Origin of the sequence: Alloalcanivorax sp. C16-1 (assembly GCF_046507805.1) — a bacterium.
Lineage (GTDB): Bacteria > Pseudomonadota > Gammaproteobacteria > Pseudomonadales > Alcanivoracaceae > Alloalcanivorax.
This window is the reverse complement of the sequence record NZ_JBKFTK010000003.1, coordinates 522483-542620: the sequence shown is the minus strand read 5'-3', so window position 1 is coordinate 542620 and position 20138 is coordinate 522483. Positions and strand designations below refer to the sequence as shown.

General features: G+C 66.8%; 18 protein-coding genes. 13 read left to right on the top strand and 5 right to left on the bottom strand.

Annotated elements, in window-relative coordinates:
- Positions 1-108: 108 nt before the first annotated feature.
- Genes ACLD0W_RS13250 through ACLD0W_RS13240 form a run of 3 tightly spaced genes read right to left on the bottom strand, consistent with a single transcriptional unit; the run spans position 109 to position 2082 of the window.
- The gene (locus tag ACLD0W_RS13250) at positions 109-918 is read right to left on the bottom strand and encodes a DUF4198 domain-containing protein (RefSeq protein ID WP_410307953.1); all 810 of its coding nucleotides are present in this window, start codon (positions 916-918) and stop codon (positions 109-111) included.
- A gap of 42 nt (positions 919-960) precedes the next feature.
- Entirely contained in the window at positions 961-1479 is a 519-nt protein-coding gene (locus ACLD0W_RS13245; protein WP_410307952.1) for a DUF2271 domain-containing protein, read from the bottom strand.
- A gap of 24 nt (positions 1480-1503) precedes the next feature.
- Entirely contained in the window at positions 1504-2082 is a 579-nt protein-coding gene (locus tag ACLD0W_RS13240; RefSeq protein WP_410307951.1) for a PepSY-associated TM helix domain-containing protein, read from the bottom strand.
- A gap of 175 nt (positions 2083-2257) precedes the next feature.
- Here ACLD0W_RS13240 and ACLD0W_RS13235 point away from each other — a divergent pair, with 175 nt between their 5' ends.
- The 3 genes from ACLD0W_RS13235 to ACLD0W_RS13225 all read left to right on the top strand — a co-directional run bounded on the left by ACLD0W_RS13235 (position 2258) and on the right by ACLD0W_RS13225 (position 6399).
- Positions 2258-2971 carry a response regulator transcription factor gene (locus ACLD0W_RS13235; protein WP_410307950.1) on the top strand — a complete coding sequence of 238 codons (714 nt, stop codon included), beginning with the start codon at positions 2258-2260 and terminating at the stop codon, positions 2969-2971.
- Complete coding sequence (locus tag ACLD0W_RS13230) at positions 2971-4332, top strand: histidine kinase sensor domain-containing protein (RefSeq protein ID WP_410307949.1); 1362 nt, start codon at positions 2971-2973, stop codon at positions 4330-4332. Before ACLD0W_RS13235 ends, ACLD0W_RS13230 begins: the two co-directional genes overlap by 1 nt.
- 93 nt (positions 4333-4425) lie before the next feature.
- Entirely contained in the window at positions 4426-6399 is a 1974-nt protein-coding gene (locus tag ACLD0W_RS13225) for a ligand-gated channel protein (RefSeq protein ID WP_410307948.1), read from the top strand.
- A 110-nt stretch (positions 6400-6509) separates the two neighbouring features.
- Here ACLD0W_RS13225 and ACLD0W_RS13220 read toward each other — a convergent pair whose 3' ends face one another.
- Positions 6510-6932 carry a DUF4168 domain-containing protein gene (locus ACLD0W_RS13220; protein WP_410307947.1) on the bottom strand — a complete coding sequence of 141 codons (423 nt, stop codon included), beginning with the start codon at positions 6930-6932 and terminating at the stop codon, positions 6510-6512.
- Between the two features lie 233 nt (positions 6933-7165).
- On the opposite strand from ACLD0W_RS13220, the gene ACLD0W_RS13215 reads away from it, so the two are divergent.
- From ACLD0W_RS13215 to ACLD0W_RS13175, 9 genes are all read left to right on the top strand, one after another.
- On the top strand, positions 7166-7879 hold the full coding sequence (locus ACLD0W_RS13215) for a phosphoadenylyl-sulfate reductase (RefSeq protein WP_410307946.1): 714 nt from the start codon (positions 7166-7168) through the stop codon (positions 7877-7879).
- A gap of 107 nt (positions 7880-7986) precedes the next feature.
- Entirely contained in the window at positions 7987-8412 is a 426-nt protein-coding gene (locus ACLD0W_RS13210) for a hypothetical protein (RefSeq protein ID WP_410307945.1), read from the top strand.
- Between the two features lie 79 nt (positions 8413-8491).
- Positions 8492-10648, top strand: a complete 2157-nt coding sequence (locus ACLD0W_RS13205; RefSeq protein ID WP_410307944.1) for a TonB-dependent receptor — start codon at positions 8492-8494, stop codon at positions 10646-10648.
- Positions 10648-11994: a PepSY-associated TM helix domain-containing protein gene (locus tag ACLD0W_RS13200; RefSeq protein ID WP_410307943.1), complete on the top strand. Its 1347-nt coding sequence runs from the start codon at positions 10648-10650 to the stop codon at positions 11992-11994. Before ACLD0W_RS13205 ends, ACLD0W_RS13200 begins: the two co-directional genes overlap by 1 nt.
- A gap of 175 nt (positions 11995-12169) precedes the next feature.
- Positions 12170-13759 carry an ABC-F family ATPase gene (locus tag ACLD0W_RS13195; RefSeq protein ID WP_410307942.1) on the top strand — a complete coding sequence of 530 codons (1590 nt, stop codon included), beginning with the start codon at positions 12170-12172 and terminating at the stop codon, positions 13757-13759.
- A gap of 92 nt (positions 13760-13851) precedes the next feature.
- The gene (locus ACLD0W_RS13190) at positions 13852-14700 is read left to right on the top strand and encodes a MurR/RpiR family transcriptional regulator (RefSeq protein ID WP_410307941.1); all 849 of its coding nucleotides are present in this window, start codon (positions 13852-13854) and stop codon (positions 14698-14700) included.
- A 135-nt stretch (positions 14701-14835) separates the two neighbouring features.
- Positions 14836-16086, top strand: coding sequence for a pyridoxal-phosphate-dependent aminotransferase family protein (locus tag ACLD0W_RS13185; RefSeq protein ID WP_410307940.1), 1251 nt, complete (start codon positions 14836-14838; stop codon positions 16084-16086).
- Positions 16083-17348 (top strand): allantoate amidohydrolase, encoded by a 1266-nt coding sequence (gene hpxK, locus ACLD0W_RS13180; protein WP_410307939.1) that lies wholly within the window; start codon positions 16083-16085, stop codon positions 17346-17348. The genes ACLD0W_RS13185 and hpxK overlap by 4 nt, the downstream gene beginning before the upstream one ends.
- Before the next feature lie 118 nt (positions 17349-17466).
- Positions 17467-18756 carry a hypothetical protein gene (locus tag ACLD0W_RS13175; protein WP_410307938.1) on the top strand — a complete coding sequence of 430 codons (1290 nt, stop codon included), beginning with the start codon at positions 17467-17469 and terminating at the stop codon, positions 18754-18756.
- A gap of 88 nt (positions 18757-18844) precedes the next feature.
- Here ACLD0W_RS13175 and ACLD0W_RS13170 read toward each other — a convergent pair whose 3' ends face one another.
- On the bottom strand, positions 18845-19540 hold the full coding sequence (locus ACLD0W_RS13170; protein WP_410307937.1) for a pirin family protein: 696 nt from the start codon (positions 19538-19540) through the stop codon (positions 18845-18847).
- A 182-nt stretch (positions 19541-19722) separates the two neighbouring features.
- Between ACLD0W_RS13170 and ACLD0W_RS13165 the strand changes: the two genes are divergently transcribed.
- On the top strand, positions 19723-20138 hold a 416-nt coding region (locus tag ACLD0W_RS13165; protein ID WP_410307936.1), incomplete at its 3' end, for a DUF2796 domain-containing protein.

The window sequence follows — 20138 nt, the reverse complement described above, 5'->3', positions numbered from 1 at the left end:
CTTACGAAAGCCGTTGGAATGAGACTGCAAGCCTAGCCGGTGGACGGGGGCGGGAGCCACCGCCTCACCGGCACGGTTTGTTCGGATTTTTCGATGGGACTGCTTCCGCTACAGCGGCAGCACCTCGAACGTGCCCATGTACTGCAGCCGGCGGCCGTTGGCCTGGGGGTGGTCGGCCCGGTCATCGCCGTGGCTGGCTTCCAGGTAATAGCGGCCCGGGCCCGGCCATTCCAGAGAGACCTCGCCCTGGTCGTTGCTGGTCACGGTCCAGGCGTCCTGACTGTCCCGGTAGCGGGTGCCGGCGGGCATCACTTCCACCTCCAGGCCGGGCACCGGCTGGCCGTCCACCAGGAAGCGAAAGCGCGCGGTTTCACCGGCGTACAGGTCGTTGGGGTGGGTCACCGGGGCCAGCTCCAGACCCTTGCCGGTGGGCGCCAGGCCCTCGGTGGTGGGCGCACCCACGGTGGCGAAGGTTTCCAGGTGGCTGATCACCTCGGAAATGCGCACCTCGCCGGCGCCTTCCGGGATCGCCTTGAGCAGTGCCTCCGGCGAGTCGCCGCGCTGATGGTGCCGCTCGCCGTCCTGTTCATAGAGCGCCACGTACAGGGGGCGGAACAGGCTGATCCGGTAGCTGCCCTGCTGGCTCAGATGCACATCGAACACGCTGCGGCGATGGCCTTCCAGGCGGTTGTCGATCTCGCCGTCCTTGCCGTCCGGGCCGGTCACCCGCACGCCGCCCAGGGGAAAGGCCTTGTCGACAAAGAAAATGTCGTTGGAGGCGCTGGTGTCCAGGGTGATCCACTGGGTGTCGGAGACCACCGTGTGGCTGGGCAGCAGCCAGCGTTTATGGGCCTGGGCGGCGGGGCTCAGCAGCATCAGCGCGGACAGGGCGGCGCCGGCGAGGGGCAGCAGTTTCATGTCGTTCTCCTTGAAGACGGTGGTTGTTCGGGGGCGGCGCGATCAGGGCGCCAGATACAGTTCCACGGCACCCAGTTCCTGTTCGCCGTCGGCGCGCACCGTGGTAGTGTCGGTGACGGGCCAGTGGAACGGCAGCCGCACCACCTCGCGGCCGCCCACTTCGCGGGCCGCCTCCACCACCAGTTCGTAATCGCCCTTGGGCAGGTCGGCCAGGGCCGGCAGTTCGGAAAAGTCCACCGTGTGGGTGCCCGGTCGGCGGGTAGCGCCGGTCAGGCCGTCGTAGGGCGTGCTCTGGCCACGGCCGGTACGGCGCCACCACAGCCGCAGATCCTTGAGCCATTTTTCCTGGTCGTCGTACCACAGCCCCAGCGGCGTCACCGCGCCGGAATCCGCCTGGCGCACCCAGAACGCCACATAGGGAGCGTGGTACTCGGCCACCTGCAGGCGCGGCACCTGCAATTCCACCTTGAACCCGGCGCCCCAGGCACCGGCGGTGAGGGCGCACAGGGCGGCGGCGATACCGAAACGCGTAATGGCGAAACGCATAATCCCGAAACGCATGGGTGCTCCTTGCAACAGCGATGTTCAGTGAACGAAAAAGGCGATCAGCAGCCAGGGCAGGATCAGCCCCAGCGCGGTCACCGGCCAGGTGGCCGGGCGCCGTTTGGCGTGCAGCGCCATCAGCACCAGGCCGGTGGCGGCGAACACCAGGGTGGCGACCGCGAAAATATCGATGAACCAGCGCCACACCACGCCGGCATGACGGCCCTTGTGCAGGTCATTGAACAGGGCCACCCAGCCCCGGTCGGTGTCCTCGGCCAGCACCGTGCCGTCGGCCCGGTCGATGGCCAGCCAGGCATCGCCGCCGGGGCGGGGCAGGGCCAGATAGACCTCCGCGTCGGACCATTCCGCGGCACGCTGGTCCACCGCCAGCCCGCTCTCCTGCTTCAGCCAGGCACGCAGCGGCGCCGGCAGTGGCCCGCTTTCGCGGTTCTCCAGCCCGGCCAGCAGGGCCGGTGGCAGGTTCAGCTCAATGTCCCTGACCTTGGGCGTGGCGCCGATGGCGTCGGCGTGATTCAGGGTGATGCCGGTAACGCTGAACAGCACCATGCTGACCAGGCAAACCGCCGAACTGATCCAGTGCCACTGATGAAACCGCTTCAACCAGCGAGCCTTCGCTTTCTTATCCAAAACGCCCTTGATCCACCGGCAGCAGCCCCGAAACCTGGGCATGATAATAAGAATCGTTCCCGGATAACAATATTCCGACTTGTCCGTGGATGTAAGGAATGTAAGAGCCGGTCTAGTGCGCCGTGATGATAATGCCTATTATTCGCGAATGAACGCTCAGACCTTTGGCTGTCCGGCCCGGCTGCTGGTGATCGAAGACGATCCCGTGCTGTCGGCGGACCTGCTCGCCTATTTTCGCCAGCGCCGCCATCAGGTGGCGCTGCACCGGGACGGTGCCGCCGGCCTGGCCGCCGCCCGCGCCGAGCGTTTTGATCTGGTGATGCTGGACATTCTGCTGCCCGGTCTGAACGGCCTGGAGGTGCTGGCGGAACTGCGCCGCGACAATCCGGTGCCGGTGATTCTGCTGTCCGCCCTCGGCGATGAGCAGGACCGCATCACCGGGCTGGTGCGTGGCGCCGACGATTACCTGCCGAAGCCGTTCAGCATGGCGGAACTGGCGGTGCGCGTGGACGCGGTGCTGCGCCGGGTCGCCCTGGAGCGTCGCGCGCCGCCGGGTGACCAGCGCGCCGGCGGGCTGACTCTGGACAGCGCCGGCCAGCGCGCCTTCTATCACGGCACGCCGCTGGCGCTCACCACCAGTGAATTCCGGCTACTGCAGCTGTTATTGGAGCAGCCGGACCAGGTGCTCAGCAAAGCATTCCTTTATCAAAGCGTGCTGCACCGTGGCTATGGCCGCCATGATCGCAGCCTGGATCTGCACGTCAGCCATCTGCGCCGTAAGTTGCGCGACGCTGGCCTCCCCGGCCAGCCCCTGCGCACGGTGTGGGGCCAGGGCTACACCTTCCTCACCGAGGCGCTGTGATGCCCGGCCGCCGTTCGGTGTTCTGGAAGCTGGCGCTGTTGCTGAGTTTGAGCGCGGTGCTCACCGTGGCGCTGAGCTGGACCCTGACCCGGGAGGTGGCGGACCGGGTGGTGCTGTTGGGAGATGAAGCCAAGACCGTGCTGCGTGGCTATGCGGGTGAGGCCTACCAGGCCTGGCGGCGCGACGGCGAGGCCGGAGTAGCCCGCTGGTTGGATACCCTGAGCACCCGCGAGCCCGGCGACGTCATGGTGGTGGACGGGGCGGATGCGTCCCTGAGTGGCCGTCCGCTTACCGAGGCGCAGCGGGCGGGGCTGCGTTTTCAACGTCGGTTGGATTGGCGCATGAGTTTCCGCATGACCGCCATGCCTTACATCGGCGTACCGTTCCCTCAGGCTCCGGAGGCCGGCGGCCTGGTGATGCAGCTGCCGCCCCGCTATATGCCCGGCGCTCGCTGGCCGCTTTGGAAAGCCTTGCTACTCGGCGTAATGCCGGCGCTGATCGCGCTGCTCGCCGGCGGGTTGCTGTACTGGCGCATGATGGTGCCGCTGCGCCAATTGCAGGGGCGGGTGCGGGCGTTCCAGGACGACCCGGCGGCGCGGGTGGATGTGGATCTGGCCAGGCGCGGCGACGAATTCGGCGAACTGGGCCGCCGCTTCAATCAGATGGCCGAGCGGGTTGCCGGGGTACTGGAGACCCAGCGCCGCTTGCTCAACGACCTGTCTCACGAACTGCGCACGCCGCTCAGTCGCCTGGTCGTGGCTCTGGAAAGCGACCTGAGCGAGGCCGATCTGCGTCGGCGGGTGGCCCGGGAGGTCCACGCCATGCGCACCCTGGTGGGCGATACCCTGGCCCTGGGCTGGCACGACACCGAGCAGCGCACCACCGCCACCGAGCCGCTGGCGCCGGCGGCGGTGTGGGAGCTGGTGGCGGAGAACGCCGCCTTCGAAAGCGGCTGGCCGGCGGAGCGGTTTCCCTGCCGGGTGCCCGTCGAGGCCCGCCTGCGCGGCAACCTCAATGACCTGGCCCAGGCGCTGGAAAATCTGGTGCGCAACGCGGTGCGCTATTCGCCCGTCGGCGGCCGGGTGGCGCTGGAGGGCCGGCTGGAAGGGGATCACTGGCACCTGTGGGTGGCCGACCAGGGCCCCGGGGTGCCGGAGGACCGGCTGGAAGCTATTTTCGATCCTTTCGTGCGGCTCGACGGCGCGCGCCCGGCGGACGGCGGTTTCGGTCTGGGGCTGAGCATCGCCCGCCGGGCGGTGGCCCGCCAGGGCGGCACGCTGTGGGCGGAAAACGGCCACCCGGGGCTGCGGGTGCACCTGCGGTTGCCGGCGGAACAGCCGCTGCCGGAGGCGGTTGTATAGAATGTAAATCCTCTTTATTTGCAAATAGTAATGAATATCATTCGTGATCTTTTCGAGGCTTACGTCTGATCGCGAATAAAGAGGAGTACTGGGATGGGAAGCATCTGGCGGGTCGCTCTGACCCGGGTTGGCGCGTTCGCTCTGGTGGTGGCCGCGGGGCCGGCCCTGGCCGACGACGGCGGTAACGATCATCAACTGGGGGCGGTGACGGTGACCGCCTCCGGCCACGCGCAGCAGCTCGAGGACGCGCCGGCGTCGATCAGCGTGATCAGCCGTGAGCAGCTGGAGCAGCGTTATTACCAGGACGCCACCGACGCCCTGCGCGACATCCCCGGGGTCACCATCACCGGCGGCGGCGCCGGCGACAACGGCACCGACATCGTGATGCGCGGCATGCCGTCTTCCTACACCCTGATTCTGGTGGACGGGCGCCCGATCTCCACCCGCGAGACCCGCCCCAACGGCAGCGCCGGCTTCGAGCAGGACTGGCTGCCGCCGTTGCAGGCCATCGAGCGCATCGAGGTGGTGCGCGGCCCCATGTCCACACTCTACGGCTCCGACGCCATCGGTGGCGTGATCAACGTGATTACCCGCAAGGTGGCCGATGAGTGGGGCGGCGGTATCCAGTTGGATACCATTTTTCAGGATCACCCCCGTTCCGGCGACATTCAGAAAGGCAACTTCAACGTCAGCGGCCCGCTGGTGGAAGACCGCCTGGGCCTGCAGCTCTACGGCAGCGCCTACAATCGCGAAGAAGACCGTTTCGTGGACGGCTACGAAGAGAAGAAGCTGAATAGCCTGGCCGCACGCCTGTCGTTCACGCCCACTGATAACCAGGACTGGACCCTGGAGGCGCGCCGCATCGACCAGCGCCGTCGCTCCCTGATCGGCTACAGCGCCCCCGCCGAAGGCTGCCGGGGCGGCTGCACCGATTCCGATAACGAATTCAGCAATGAAATCCTCTCCTTGAGCCATGTGGGCCGCTGGAACTTCGGCACCACCGATACCTATATCCAGCGCGAGGACGCGGAGAACGAAACCCGCGAGATGACCATCATCAACACCACCGCCAAGAGCAGCCTGATGCTGCCTCTGGGTAACCACCTGCTGACCCTGGGCGGGCAGTTTGAAAAAGAGGAACTGTCGGACCGCACCTCCAACCAGATCTCCGATCTGACCGAGGTGGACGCGTCCAAATGGGCGGCCTTCGTGGAGGACGAGTGGATGCTGCCGGGTAACGTCAGCCTCACCGGCGGCCTGCGCCTGGACGACGACGAGAACTACGGCAGCCACGTAAGCCCGCGCCTCTACGCGGTGTGGGGCTTCGCCCCGCGCTGGACTCTCAAGGGCGGCGTGTCCACCGGCTTCCGTTCGCCGGCCCTGCGCGAGATCACCCCGGGCTGGGGCCAGGTGAGCCGGGGCGGCAACATCTACGGTAACCCGGACCTGGAACCGGAGACCTCGGTGAACAAGGAAATCGGCCTGTATTTCAACGCCGGCCGGCCGCTGCAGGCCAGCGTCACCGTGTTCCATAACGATTTCGAGGACAAGATCACCCGCATCGCCTGCCCGATCACCGTATGTACCGACGGCGAGAACCAGTTCGGCTCGGACCCCACCTACCGGGTCAACGTGGACGAGGCCATGACCCGCGGCGTGGAAGCGGCCCTGTCCACCAACATCGCCCGGGTGCTGGACGTGACGCTGAGCTACAGCTACACGGACTCCGAACAGAAATCCGGGGAATACAAAGGCGAGCCGCTCAACCAGATTCCCAAGCACCTGGCCAGCCTGCAGATGGACTGGCGCGCCACCGACACCCTGTCACCCTGGCTGACGGTGCGTTACCGGGGCGAGGAGAGCCAGCCGATCACCGGGCCGTCCAGCAGCAGCATCGTGGCGCCGTCCAACACCCTGGTGGACGCGGGCCTGGCGTTCCGGCTCAACCCCACCACCACCCTGAACACCGGCGTGTACAACCTGGCGGACAAGGAGATCTTTCAGGATGAATACGGCTACGTGGAAGACGGCCGCCGTTATTGGCTGGGCATGAAAGTCACATTCTGATCGTTAGAAGGGCGAGGGAAACGGGGAGGGGCGACCCCGCCGCCGATGGGCCGGTGGCGGGGCTGGACGCCAAGGAGTGCCCCTCCCCATCCCTCATTGAAAACCCGGGACTAGCGCTGTTTCTCGATGCGCTCGCGCAGATCCGCATCGTACTGGGCCAACTGGGCGATCTGATTGTACTTGCGCACCTCCAGGCCGGAATCCTTCACCGCCTGGACCATCTTCCGCTGCGCCTCGCGCTGCACCTCCATGGCCTGCTGGGGCTGCTCGGTGTTTTCCTGCACCTTGACCCGGTAGGCGCCCTTGATCTCCTCCACCCGCTGCTGGGCGTCGGCGAAGCGCGCCACCTCGTCGTCGGAAATGTCCGAGGACTCGCCCAGGGCCGGCTGCGCCGGGCGCGGCGTCTCGGCGGCGGGAGCCTGGCCGGGGGCGCCGGTCGGTCGACTCTGTTCATGCTGGCTCTGGGCCAGGGCCGTGCCGCTCAGACCAAGGGCGAGGAAAAGGGCGGACAAGGAAAGAATGGGTTTCTTCATGGTCGTTAAACTCCTTCTCGGTGGTGAGCCGGGCGCGTCTCCCGCGCCCACCAGTTAAGACCGGCCCGGGGCCGGGAGTTTCACGCCGGAAGCGTCAAATGGTGTAAAGCGGCATATTCCTTTTGTGCATAAAAATAGCACCATATATTTCTTTTAAATGATCCGGTGCTCCGTATCATGGCCGCTCATACGCTATTCGCATCATTCGCATCGCGATAAGGACAGGCAACGTCATGGGTAACGCAGCAGAGTTGATCACACGCGTGGGCGACAACAGCGCCGGCCTCTCCCGGGACGCCATCGACGCCCTCAACCAGGCCTACCGCCCGCTGGACTTCGAGGCGCGCATTCGCCGGGTGTATCAGGACTTTGCTCCGGACAAGGTAATGGTGACGTCGTCCTTCGCCGCCACCTCGGCCTATTTTCTGCACATCATCTCCAGCATCCGGCCCGAGCAGAAGATCCACTTCATCGACACCGGCTACCACTTCGAGCAGACCCTGGACTACAAGGACTACCTGATCGAACGGTTCAAGCTGGATGTGATCGACCTGCGCGCCGACCCGCGCCAGCATCAGATCACCCAGGATGAGCAGATGTGGCGCACCGACCCGGACCTGTGCTGCCAGGTCAACAAGGTGCAGCCCCTGGAAGACGCCAAGGAACACTACGACCTGTGGATCTCCAGCCTGATGGGCTGGCAGACCGAGCACCGCGCCGGCCTGGAAATCTTCGAGGAGCGTCGCGGCATGATCAAATTCAACCCGATGATCGACGTTACTCGGGAGCAGCGCGACGCCTACATCGCCGACCACGACCTGCCGTTCCACCCGCTGGTCCAGGAAGGCTACCACTCCATCGGCTGCAGCCACTGCACCTGGAAGGGCGAAGGCCGCGAAGGCCGCTGGCAGGGTTCCAGCAAGACCGAGTGCGGTATTCACCTTTAAGCGTGCGACGCACCTCCTGAAAAACGGGCTTCGGCCCGTTTTTTTTATGGCCCCCGGCCTGGCGCCGGGGGTTCCTTTTTTTTCCGGCTTCAGGGAAGCTTGCCGGCATGAAACGACCTTTCCGATTTCTGGCCATTGTCGGCCTGTTGATTCTTTCCCTGGTCGCCGCCTGGCGCGGCGGCCTGCTGCCCGGCGTGCCGGCCCCCTGGCACGACGACCTGCGTATCCTGCACGAAGAGCGGGACGGCACCCGGGTGATGGTGATCGAGCTGCGCAACACCGCCACCCGCACCCGCTGGCACAGCGAGGGCGAGGATCATCGCATCGACATTCGCCGCCGGGGCCCCACCCAGTACGATCTGGACATCGCCCAGTTGGATGATCGGGTGGAGCCGCCCCTGCAGCGGCGCATGCAAACCAAACTGCAACTGGAGCCGGGGCGGACCACCGTGGGCGGCTTCCGCTTCTCGGAACCGGGCAATCCGGTGCAGCGGCAGCTGGTGGAAATCGTGCTCCCCGACCCCGCCTCCTAGCGGCTGCGACAAAACGCCGCATTCCCTTTCCCGGCCGGGTCGCTAGGCTGGCGCGCGATCCTTCCGTCCGGAGTACACCGTGTTGCGCCTGCCTGTCCGCGCCGATCGAGTCGGCCCGCTGTTTGTCCTGTCCCTGTTGATGCCCGCCGCCTGGGCGCAGACCCCGGAACACCGCCTGGAGGCGGTGGAGGTGGCCGACCCGGTCGATGCACCCGCGTCGCCCACCACCACCGATGGACGCCTGGGTCTGAGTGAGCGGGAGACGCCGGCCACGGTGAGCACCGTGGACCGCCAGGACATCGAGCAGCTGGGCCTGCGCAATCTGATCGAGCTGTACCGCAGCGCCCCCGGCGTGGCCGCCGGCAACATTCCCGGCTCGCCGGCGTCGGTGTCCATGCGCGGCCTCACCGACGTGGGCTATCTGTTCGACGGGGTGCGCGTGGCGGACCCGTCCCTGGTGTCGCGCAACCTGGACACGTGGAACCTGGAGAAGGTGGAGATTCTCAAGGGGCCGGCGTCGGTGCTGCACGGCAGCGGCGCCCTGGGCGGCACCCTTAATCTGGTGACCCGTAAGCCCGACCTGAGTGGCGACCGCAACGACGGCCTGATCGAGTACGGCAGCCACGACAGCCTGCGTCTGGGCCTCGGCGCCAACCGGGTGGTCAATCCGAACCTGGCGGTGCGCGCCGACCTGAGCCACGGGAGGAGCAGCGGTTACGTGGACGACACCGACAGCGAGACCACGGCGCTGACCACCGGCATCCTGGTCCAGGCCAGTGACCGGCTGACCCTGAGCGCCGCCCTGGACCTGTACACCGACCGTTATGCCACCCCCTATCAGGGCACGCCGCTGGTACCGGCCGGCGTGGCGCGGGACCCCAGCGATGTGGTGTCCGGCGGTGGCCTGGTGCTGGATGAGTCGATGCGTGACAACAACTACAACGTACGCGACGGCAAGATGACCGCCGACAGCCAGTGGTTGCGCACCAAGGCGGATTACCAGCTCAGCGGCCAGTGGCGGCTGGTCAACGAACTGAGCCTCTACAACGCCAACCGGGACTGGGCCAACTCCGAGGACTTCACCTACAACGACGTCACCGGCGAACTGGATCGCGGCACCACCCGCATCAATCACCATCACCGGTTCGCCACCGACCGCTTTTACGGCGTTTACGACGGCCGGCTCGGCGAGCGCCGCCACCGACTGGCGGTGGGCGCCGAATATCAATACACCGACTTCGACAGCCGCCGCCGCTTCGGCACCACCACCTCGGTGGACCCGTTCGATCCGGATCGTGGCTACCTGCCGCCCAACAGTCCGGCCAACTATGGCTCCCGGGCGGATTACGACAGCCAGGTTTCCGGCGGCGCCCTGTTCGTGGAGGACGCCCTGAATCTGACCCCCAACTGGGTGGTGGTCAGCGGCCTGCGCTACGAATACCTGGATCTGGATCGCGGCATCGACGACCTGGCCGCCGGCACCCGGGAGACCTTCGGGCAGACCTACGAGGATCTGTCCTGGCGGCTGGGCACGGTCTACGACCTGAGCAACCGGGTGCAGGTGTTCGCCCAGTACAATCGGGCGGCGTCGCCGGTAAGCGGCCTGCTGCTGAGCCGGGCCAGCAACGCGGCGTTTGATCTGAGCAAGGGGCGGGCCATGGAATTCGGCAGCCGCGCCGCCTTGCTGGATGACCGCACCACCCTGACGGTCTCCCTGTATCGCCTGGATCAGGACGACATTCTCACCCGCGACCCGGGCAACCCGTCCCTGTCGGTGCAGGGCGGCAGCCTGCACGCCGAGGGCGTGGAAGTGGATCTGACCCTGCGGCCCCACGAGCGCTGGTGGGTGAACCTCAACGGCGCGTACAACGACGCGGAGTACGACGAGCTGCTGGGCGCCGGCGGCGTGGACCTGTCCGGTAACCGCCTCACCAATGTGCCGGAGAAAACCGCCAATCTGAGCAGCGCCTACACCCTGGCGGCCCTGCCGCTGACCCTGGGCGGCGCGGTGCGTTACACCGGCGACTTCTTTACCAGCACCGCCAATGAATACCGCATCGACGAACGCACCCTGGTGGACGCCTGGATCAGTTACCCGGTGGCCAAAGGCACCCTGACCCTGCGCGGGCGCAATCTCACCGACGAGTTCTACGCCGACTGGTCCGGCTACAGCGCCACCCAGGTCTACATCGGCGAGCCGCGCACCGTGGAGATCGGCTGGACCGGGCGCTTCTGATGGCCGCCAGCGGCTACGCCACGGCTTGGCGTTGGCATTTCTATGCGGGGCTGTTCACCGCCCCGTTCTTGCTGATCCTGTCGATCACCGGCGCCCTCTATCTGTTCAATGACGAGTTGAACGACTGGATTTATCCGCAGCTGCGTTTTGCCCCCAGCGGCGACACCATCCGGCCCGCCGGTGACCTGGTGGCCTCGGTGCGCGCCCGTTATCCCGACACCACCGTGACCCGCATTGATATGCCGGTGGAGCCGGGGCGCAGCGCCGAGGTGTTCGTCACGCCGGAACAGGGCGAGCCGTTCCGCGTGTTCGTCGACCCGGGCAATGGGGCGGTGCTCGGCGACTTCATCTATGCGCGCACCCTGGTGGGGTTCGCCGACCGCATGCACGGTTCCCTGCTGCTGGGGGAAGGCGGTGACGCGGTGGTGGAACTGGCGGCCAGTTGGGCGTTGGTTCTGATCGCCACCGGCCTGTACCTGTGGTGGCCCCGGGGCCGGGGCGGCGGCTTCCGGTTCAACCGTCAGCGGCGGGGTCGTGCCCGCTGGCGGGAGCTGCATCGGTTGACCGGCGTCTACGCCGCCGTGCTGATCGTGTTTCTGATCATCACCGGCCTGCCCTGGGCCAGCTTCTGGGGCGACCGGGTGCTGACGCCGGTCAGCAACGCCCTCGGGCTGGGCTATCCGCCGGCGTTGCGGCACCACGGCGGCGGCAGCGGCAAGACGCTGCTGGATACCCTGGGTGAGGCGCCCTGGGCCCTGCAGCAGGCGCCGCTGCCCACGGTGCCGGCGGCCCATGATCACCACCACCATCATGGCCCGGCCGTGGCGCTGGACACCTCCCCGGCGGCCATCAACCGGGTGCATGCGGCCCTGGCCGCGGCGGGTCTGCCGCTGGCCTACCGACTGTCCATCCCCACCGAGGCCGGTGACCCCTACAGCGCCTACACCTACCCGGCCCGCCCGCAAGGGCAGCGCACCCTGCATTTTGACAGCGACGGCCAGGTGCTGGTGGATACCGGCTTCGACGACTACGGCGCCATCGCCAAGGCGGTGGAATACGGCGTCGCCCTGCACATGGGCAATTACTTCGGCCGCGCCAACCAACTGGTCATGCTGCTCGCCTGCCTCGCCATCATCGCCCTGGTGATCACCGGGCTGACGATGTGGTGGCGCCGCCGCCCGGCCGGCGGCTTCGGCGCCCCCGTCGGCCCACCGGTACGCCCGCGTACGCTGATGACCGGAGCGGCCGTGCTGCTCCTGGTACTCCCCCTGGCCGGCATCAGCCTGCTCCTGGTGCTCACCGCCGAAACACTACGGCGCCGCCTCGCCGGGGTCAGACCCCGGTAAGGGGTTGATTTGAAAGGGGGCAGGGGGGAATTGGGGTGGGTTTTTGGGGCTTAGCGGGGATTTTGGTGGGGTGGAAAGGGGGGTTAAGGCGAGGCGGTGTGACCGTGGGGGCGGGTGTGTGCGATAATCCGCCGCCTTTCGCCCCACCACTTCCCCTCTAGCCGGTAGAACAACTTTGCTGACCACCGCCAATATCACCATGCAGTTCGGCGCCAAGCCGCTGTTCGAGAACGTGTCCGTGAAATTCGGGGACGGCAACCGCTACGGCCTGATCGGCGCCAATGGCTGCGGTAAATCCACCTTCATGAAGATCCTCGGCCGTGACCTGGAGCCTTCCGCGGGCAATGTGTCCAAGGAAGCCAACGAGCGCATCGGCAAGCTGCGCCAGGACCAGTTCGCCTACGAGCAGTATTCGGTGGTGGACACCGTGATCATGGGCCATGAAGAACTGTGGACGGTGAAGGAAGAGCGTGACGCCATCTACGCCAAGGCGGAGATGACCGAGGAAGACGGCATTCGTGCCGGCGAGCTGGAAGCGGAGTTCGCCGAGCTGGACGGCTACACCGCCGAGTCCCGCGCCGGCGATCTGCTGCTCGGCGTGGGCATCCCCGTGGAGCAGCACTTCGGCCCGATGAGCGAAGTCGCCCCGGGCTGGAAGCTGCGCGTGCTGCTGGCCCAGGTGCTGTTCTCGGACCCGGACATCATGTTGCTGGACGAACCGACCAACAACCTGGACATCAACACCATCCGCTGGCTGGAAGACGTGCTCAACCAGCGCCAGTGCACCATGATCATCATTTCCCACGACCGCCACTTCCTGAACAGTGTGTGCACGCACATGGCGGATCTGGACTACGGCGAGCTGCGCGTCTATCCGGGCAACTACGACGAGTACATGACCGCCGCCACCCAGGCGCTGGAACGCAAGCGCGCCGACAACGCCAAGAAGAAGGCGCAGATCGCCGACCTGCAGCAGTTCGTTAGCCGCTTCTCCGCCAACGCCTCCAAATCCAAGCAGGCCACGTCCCGGGCCAAGCAGATCGACAAGATCAAGCTGGAAGAGATCAAGCCCTCCAGCCGCCAGAACCCGTACATCGTGTTCGAGCAGGACAAGAAGCTGTTCCGGAATGCGCTGGAAGTGAAGGGCCTGGCGAAAACCTTCGATGAAGAACTGTTCTCCGGCCTGGACCTGCGCGTGGAAGTGGGCGAGCGCATCGCCATCATCGGCCCCAACGGCGTCGGCAAATCCACCTTGCTGCGCTGTCTGGTGGGCGATCTGGAACCCACCGCCGGCCAGGTGAAGTGGTCCGAAAACGCCACCCTGGGCTACTACGCCCAGGACCACGCCGCCGACTTTGAGCAGAAGCTGAACCTGTTCGACTGGATGAGCCAGTGGGGCAAGCCCAGCGACGACGAGCAGGTGATTCGCGGCACTCTGGGCCGGCTGCTGTTCTCCTCCACGGAGATCAACAAAACCGTCAACGTGATCTCCGGCGGCGAGCAGGGCCGCATGCTGTTCGGCAAGATCATGCTGCAGCGGCCCAACATCCTGCTGCTCGACGAACCCACCAACCACCTGGACATGGAGTCCATCGAGTCGCTCAACCTGGCCCTGGAAAACTACCCCGGCACGCTGCTGTTCGTCAGCCACGACCGGGAGTTCGTGTCGTCCCTGGCCACCCGCATCATCGAGCTGACGCCCACCGGCATCGTCGATTTCCACGGCAGCTACGAGGACTACCTGAAAAGCCAGGGCGTGGCCTGACGGCGGCACCGGGCGGACGCCTGTGGTAGGGTGCCTGAAACAAAGGTTTCAGGGCCCCGCCATGTTTGCTCCCACCGTTTCGAGACCGTGCCATGCCGTCCCCGCTGGATGAACGCCTGCGCGCCCGCCATGCGGAGCTTTCTCCCCAGGAACGGCGGGTGGCGGACTTTATCCTCGACCATTACGACGACCTGATTAGCTACAACAGCGCCGAGCTGGCGCGGCTGAGCGGGGCGTCCAAGCCCACCGTCAGCCGCCTGTTCAAGCGGCTCGGCTACAGCGGCTACAAGGCCCTGCGCGACGAGCTGCGTGCCCTGCGGCAAAGCGGTGTGCCCCTGGTGGACGCCCGCAATCTGGCGGACGGTGACACCCTGCCGGCCCGCCACTACCAGCAGGAGCTGGCCAACCTGAATCGCTGCCTGGCCGGATTGGACGCCCGCCGGCTGGGCGAGGCGGCGGCGGCCCTGGCCGGTGCCGGCCAGGTGCTGATCGTCGGCCAGCGCAACGCCTATCCGGTGGCTCTGCATCTGCGCCAGCAGCTCGTCCAGGCTCGTGAACGGGTGCGCCTGGCGCCGCAGCCGGGGCAGACCCTGGCCGAGGAACTGGTGGACCTGACCCCGGACGATGTGGTGGTGGTGGTGGCGTTCCGCCGCCGCCCCCGGCTGATCGAGCCCCTGCTGAAAAGCCTCCAACAACGCCGGGTGCCGGTGCTGCTGCTGTGCGAGCCGGAGGCCCGCACGCTGCCGGAGCTGGCCCGCTGGCCCTTCCCGGTGCCGCTGGACAGCCTGTCCGCTTTCGACAGTTACGCCGCCGCCATGAGCCTGGCCAGCCTGCTGGCCAACGCGGTGCTGCATGAGGCGCTGGCCGCCGGACGCCGCCGCATCCACGACATCACCGACCTCTACGACGATCTGGACGAACTGGAAAAACCCTCCCGCTAGCGGTTCACGGGCCGGGCATGGCCGGCTTGACGGCGTTACTGACACCAATATTGGAACAATCGTTTCTTGTGTGTATTATTGAAACTATTGTTTCTTTGGCGGTTTCTTCAGGGACCGGCCGTAACGAGGACGCCCATGCTGGACATCAGCCAGTTCGACCAGATCAATCCCCCCGCCCGGTTATTGATGGGCCCTGGCCCGATCAACGCGGACCCCCGTGTGCTCCGGGCCATGGCCGCCCAGCTGGTGGGCCAGTACGACCCCTCCATGACCGGCTACATGAATGAGGTGATGGCGCTCTATCGGGCCCTGTTCCGCACCGGAAACCGTTGGACGATGCTGGTGGACGGCACCTCCCGGGCCGGCATCGAGGCGATTCTGGTGTCGGCCATCCGCCCCGGCGATCGGGTGCTGGTGCCGGTGTTCGGCCGCTTCGGCCATCTGCTCTGCGAGATCGCCCGCCGCTGCCGGGCGGAGGTGCACAGCATCGAGGTGCCCTGGGGGCAGGTGTTCGAACCCCAGGCCATCGAGGACGCCATCCGGCGCGTCAAACCCCGGCTGCTGCTCACCGTGCAGGGCGACACCTCCACCGGCCAGCTGCAACCCCTGGCGGAACTGGGCGACATCTGTCGCCGCCACGGCGTGTTGTTCTACACCGACGCCACCGCCTCCTTCGGCGGCAATCCTCTGGAAACCGACGCCTGGGGCCTGGACGCGGTGTCCGCCGGCCTGCAGAAATGCCTGGGCGGCCCCTCCGGCAGCGCCCCGGTGACCCTGGGCCCGAACCTGGAAGACGTGATTCGCCGCCGCAAGCATGTGGAGCAAGGCATCCGCACCGAGGCCCACCAGGACGGCGAGGACGAGAGGATCGCCTCCAACTATTTCGACCTGGGCATGGTGATGGACTACTGGGGCCCGGAGCGCCTCAACCACCATACCGAGGCCACCAGCATGCTGTTCGCCGCCCGCGAGTGCGCCCGGTTGATCCTCCAGGAAGGGCTGGATAACACCATCGCCCGCCACGCCCTGCACGGCACCGCCTTGCTCCATGGCGTCCGGGGCATGGGCCTGGACACCTTCGGCGACCTCAACCACAAAATGAACAACGTGCTGTGCGTGCGCATTCCCGACGGCATCCCCGGCGAGCAGGTGCGCGGCCTGCTGCTCAACGATTTCGGCATCGAGATCGGCACCTCCTTCGGCCCCCTGCAGGGCAAGATCTGGCGCATCGGCACCATGGGCTACAACGCCCGCAAGGACTGCGTGCTGCAAACCCTCACCGCCCTGGAAGCGGTGCTGCGGCGGCTCGGCTTCCGCGCGCCGGACGGCGGCGGCGCCCAGGCGGCCTGGGACTACTACGACCAACACGCGGCGGGCGCCTCATGACCGCGGCCGCCATGACCCCGGACCAGGCCCTGGCCGCCGCCGAGCGGGTGATGGCCCGCTGCGACCAGCTGGCCGCCATCAGCGAAACCCCGGACGCGCTCACCCGCGTCTATCTGTCGCCGCAGCATAAGCGCGCCAACGCCCTCACCGGCGACTGGATGCGCGAGGCGGGCATGACCGTCCACCAGGACAGCGTCGGCAATATCCGCGGCCGCTACGAAGGCGCCGCCCCTGAGGCGCCGGCGCTGCTGCTCGGCTCGCACCTGGACACGGTGCGCGATGCCGGCCGCTACGACGGCATGCTCGGCGTGCTCACCGCCATCGAAACCGTGCGCCATCTGCACCGGCAAAACGTCCGCCTGCCCCTGGCCGTTGAAGTGGTGGGCTTTGCCGACGAGGAGGGCACCCGCTTCGGCATCACGCTGCTGGGCAGCCGGGCGATTGCCGGCACCTGGCCGGAAGGCTGGCTGGACCAGGAGGACGGCCAGGGCATCCGCCTCGCCGACGCCCTGCGCGAGTTCGGCCTGGACCCGCAGCGGGTGGCCGACGCCGCCCGTCCGGTGGGCGATATCGCCGCCTACCTGGAACTGCACATCGAACAGGGCCCCTGCCTGGAACAGGCCGACCGGGCCCTGGGCGTGGTCACCGCCATCAACGGCGCGCGCCGGCTGAACTGCACCTTCACCGGCCAGGCCGGCCACGCCGGCACCGTGCCCATGACCCAGCGCCGCGACGCCCTGGCCGGCGCCGCCGAATGGATGACCGAAATCGAAAGGACCACCCGCGAAGCCGGTCCGGACCTGGTGGCCACGGTGGGCGCGTTGCAGTGCAAGCCCGGGGCGGTGAATGTGATCCCCGGGCAAGCACGCCTGACCCTGGATATTCGCGGCCCGCAAGAACAACCGTTGGAAGCCCTGCTCGACGACCTGCTGGCCCGCGCCCACGCCATCGCCGAACGCCGCGGCCTGACCTTCGAGGCCGATGAGTTCTACCGCATCGCCGCCACCGCCTGCGACGCCGGCCTGCAACACCACCTGGCCGAGGCCGTCTCGGCGGTGCAGGGCGACGCCCCGCACCTGCCCAGCGGCGCCGGCCACGACGCCATCGCCCTGGCCGACCACTGGCCGGTGGCCATGCTGTTCGTGCGCTGCAAGGGCGGCATCAGCCACCACCCCGCCGAATCCATCACCCCCGACGACGTGGCTCTGGCGATCCAGGCCCATGCCCGGGCGGTGGCCGGCCTGGCAACAACTCACGGGTAGCCGAATGGAATGTGTTGTGCGTCACGGTATTCCCGAAGCGCGTGCCTAGAATCTTTCGGCAACGCGTCCGGGGATCCATAACAGCAAGGGCGCACTACATAATATTTTGGGGGATAAAATGGATAAACGCGTTTTCGCCGGGGCGGCCGTGGCCGCGATCCTGGCTATCAGCGGTTGTGGCGGCTCCAGCGGTTCCAGCGGGTCCGGTAGCGGCGGGGAGGCGGCCACGCGCAGCGCCCACTTCGTGGACAACGCGGTCACCGGTCTGCACTACACCTGCGATGATTCAAGCACCAAGACCACCGGCGAGCAGGGCGTGCTGCGTTGTCCGGACGGCAGCACGGCACGCTTTCTGGTTGGCGATATTGAACTGGGCGAGGCCGTGGTGGACGGCAACACCGTTTTCATCACCCCGGCGGACCTGGCCGGCGAGGGCGCCGACGAAACCGACTTCACGGTGATCAACATCAGCCGCTTCCTGATCAGCCTGGACGCCGACCAGGACCTGGAGAACGGCATCCAGATCGATCCCGCCTCGCACCAGAATCTGGGCCTGGCCATCGACTTCAGTCTGGACCCGGCGGCGTTCGAGACCGCGATTGCCTCGGCCCTGGAAATGCTCACCACCGACCTGCCCGGCGGGCCCCGCGCCCTGGTGGACGCCGGCGACGCCGAGGACCACGTTACCCTGGCATTGCATCTCACCAATGCCGGCCTGTACCGCGGCACCGTGCACCACACCGCCAATACGAGTAACGGCATGACCTTCCTGGTCACCCGGGAAGGCGCCGTTTACGGCAGCAACCAATCCGCCGAGGGCCTCTACACCGCCACCGGTTTCGATGAAGGCTCGGACTGGCTGAACACCCTGGGCAGCGGCGACGATTTCAAGATCGACGGCACCAGTGGCGCCACGACCTTTATCGACGCCACCTTCAACAAGGGGCGGGCGACCGGCCAGCCGACGGGCAGCGACTACCCGCGTTTCGAAGCCACCCGCCGCCTGACCTTTGACCCGCTCTACGACCAGGACCTGGCCGATGACTTCGCGGACTTGCTGCCGCTGGCCATTGGCATCGGTGAGAACAGCGATGCGCCGTTCGTGATCGCCGACTCAAGCATGGGCGTGCGCGGCTCGCCGTTCGGTTTCTTTGAAGGCGGCCCGCCCTCCCAGCAGATCGAGAACGACGTGGAGTACGGGAGCATCGTGGTGGCCGAAGTGGTCGGCACGAAAGGCCGGACCCTGCGCCTGCTGGGCATGTCCATGGCCGGCTACCTGGTCGATGCCACCGTCGACCTGAGCGGCGCCGAACCCAAGGTGAACGCCACCTGGGAACACGTCCACGAAGGCCGCAGCGGCACCACCCAAACGTTCGTGCCCGCCCCCGACCTGGACCCGGAGCCCTAGCCGGATAGCCGGGCCCGCCACCCCGATGGCGTGCCCATGAAAAAGCCCCCGCGGTGTTCCGCGGGGGCTCGGCTTTTCGAGGGCCGGTTCAGGCCACGTCCACCAGCACCACTTCGCTGTCCGCCTCGGCGCTGACCACCAGCGTGGTCTCGTCCTCGATGGCCAGCCCATCACCGGCTTCGGCCAGCACACCGTTCACCCGCACGCGCCCCTTGGCCGGCACCAGATAGGCCTTGCGGCCCGCCGCCAGCGTATAGGTGGCCTCCTGCCCGGCGCTGAGCGCCGCCGCCGCTACCCGACCGTCCGCCTGGATCGGCAGGGCGTCGCCGTCGTCGTAGCCGCTGGCCAGCACCTTGAAACCACCGTCCCGGCCCGCCTTCGGAAACGGCCGGCTGCCCCAGGTCGGCGGCAACCCGCTGGCGTTGGGGATAATCCAGATCTGGAAAATCCGCGTCGGCGTGGCCTCCCGGTTGTACTCGCTGTGCGTGATCCCGGTGCCCGCGGACATCACCTGCACATCGCCGGCCTCGGTGCGGCCCTGATTACCCAGGTTGTCCTGGTGAGTGATCGCTCCCTCGCGCACATAGGTGATGATCTCCATATCCCGGTGCGAATGCGGCGCGAACCCGGTGTGCGGCGCGATGGTGTCGTCGTTCCAGACTCGCAGGTCGCCCCAATGCATTCGTTTCGCATCGTGGTACCCGGCGAAGGAGAAATGGTGTTTGGCGTTCAGCCAGCCGTGGTCGGCCCCGCCCAGATGTTGAAATGTCCGCCGCTCGATCATGGTGACCTCCTCGGTGCCGGCGGAATGCCGGCCTCAATGACGTCACTGTAGGATTGAAGCAGCTGATGGAAAAGCGACTATTTTGCCGCGATGTCATCAGTTTTTTTGATTTTAAATGCTGGCTTGTGCGGTCATGTGGAGATGTTATCTTATAACATCGTTTTCGCTGCTCGGGATTCATCATGTTTCGATGGATAACGCGGACCACGCTGGCCGCGGGCACGACGCTGCCACTGCTCGGATTACTGACCGCCGCCCAGGCCGCCCCGGTGCATCAGCACGGCCGCGCGGAGGCGGCGCTGGTGGTGGAAGGGGACACCCTGACCCTGTCGTTCCGGGCGCCGCTGATGGACATCGTCGGCGCCGAGCGGCCGCCGGCGGACGCCGACGAGCGGGCCCGGTACCAGGAACAAATGGACAAGGTCACGGCACCGCGACCGTCGCCGGCGGCGGGCTGCGAATTGCGGGAGGAAGCGGTCACGACAGTGGCGGAGCTGTTCCCGGAAGGTCAGGCTGACCACGACCACGACCACGACCACGACCACGACCACGACCACGACCACGACCACGACCACGACCACGACCACGACCACGACCA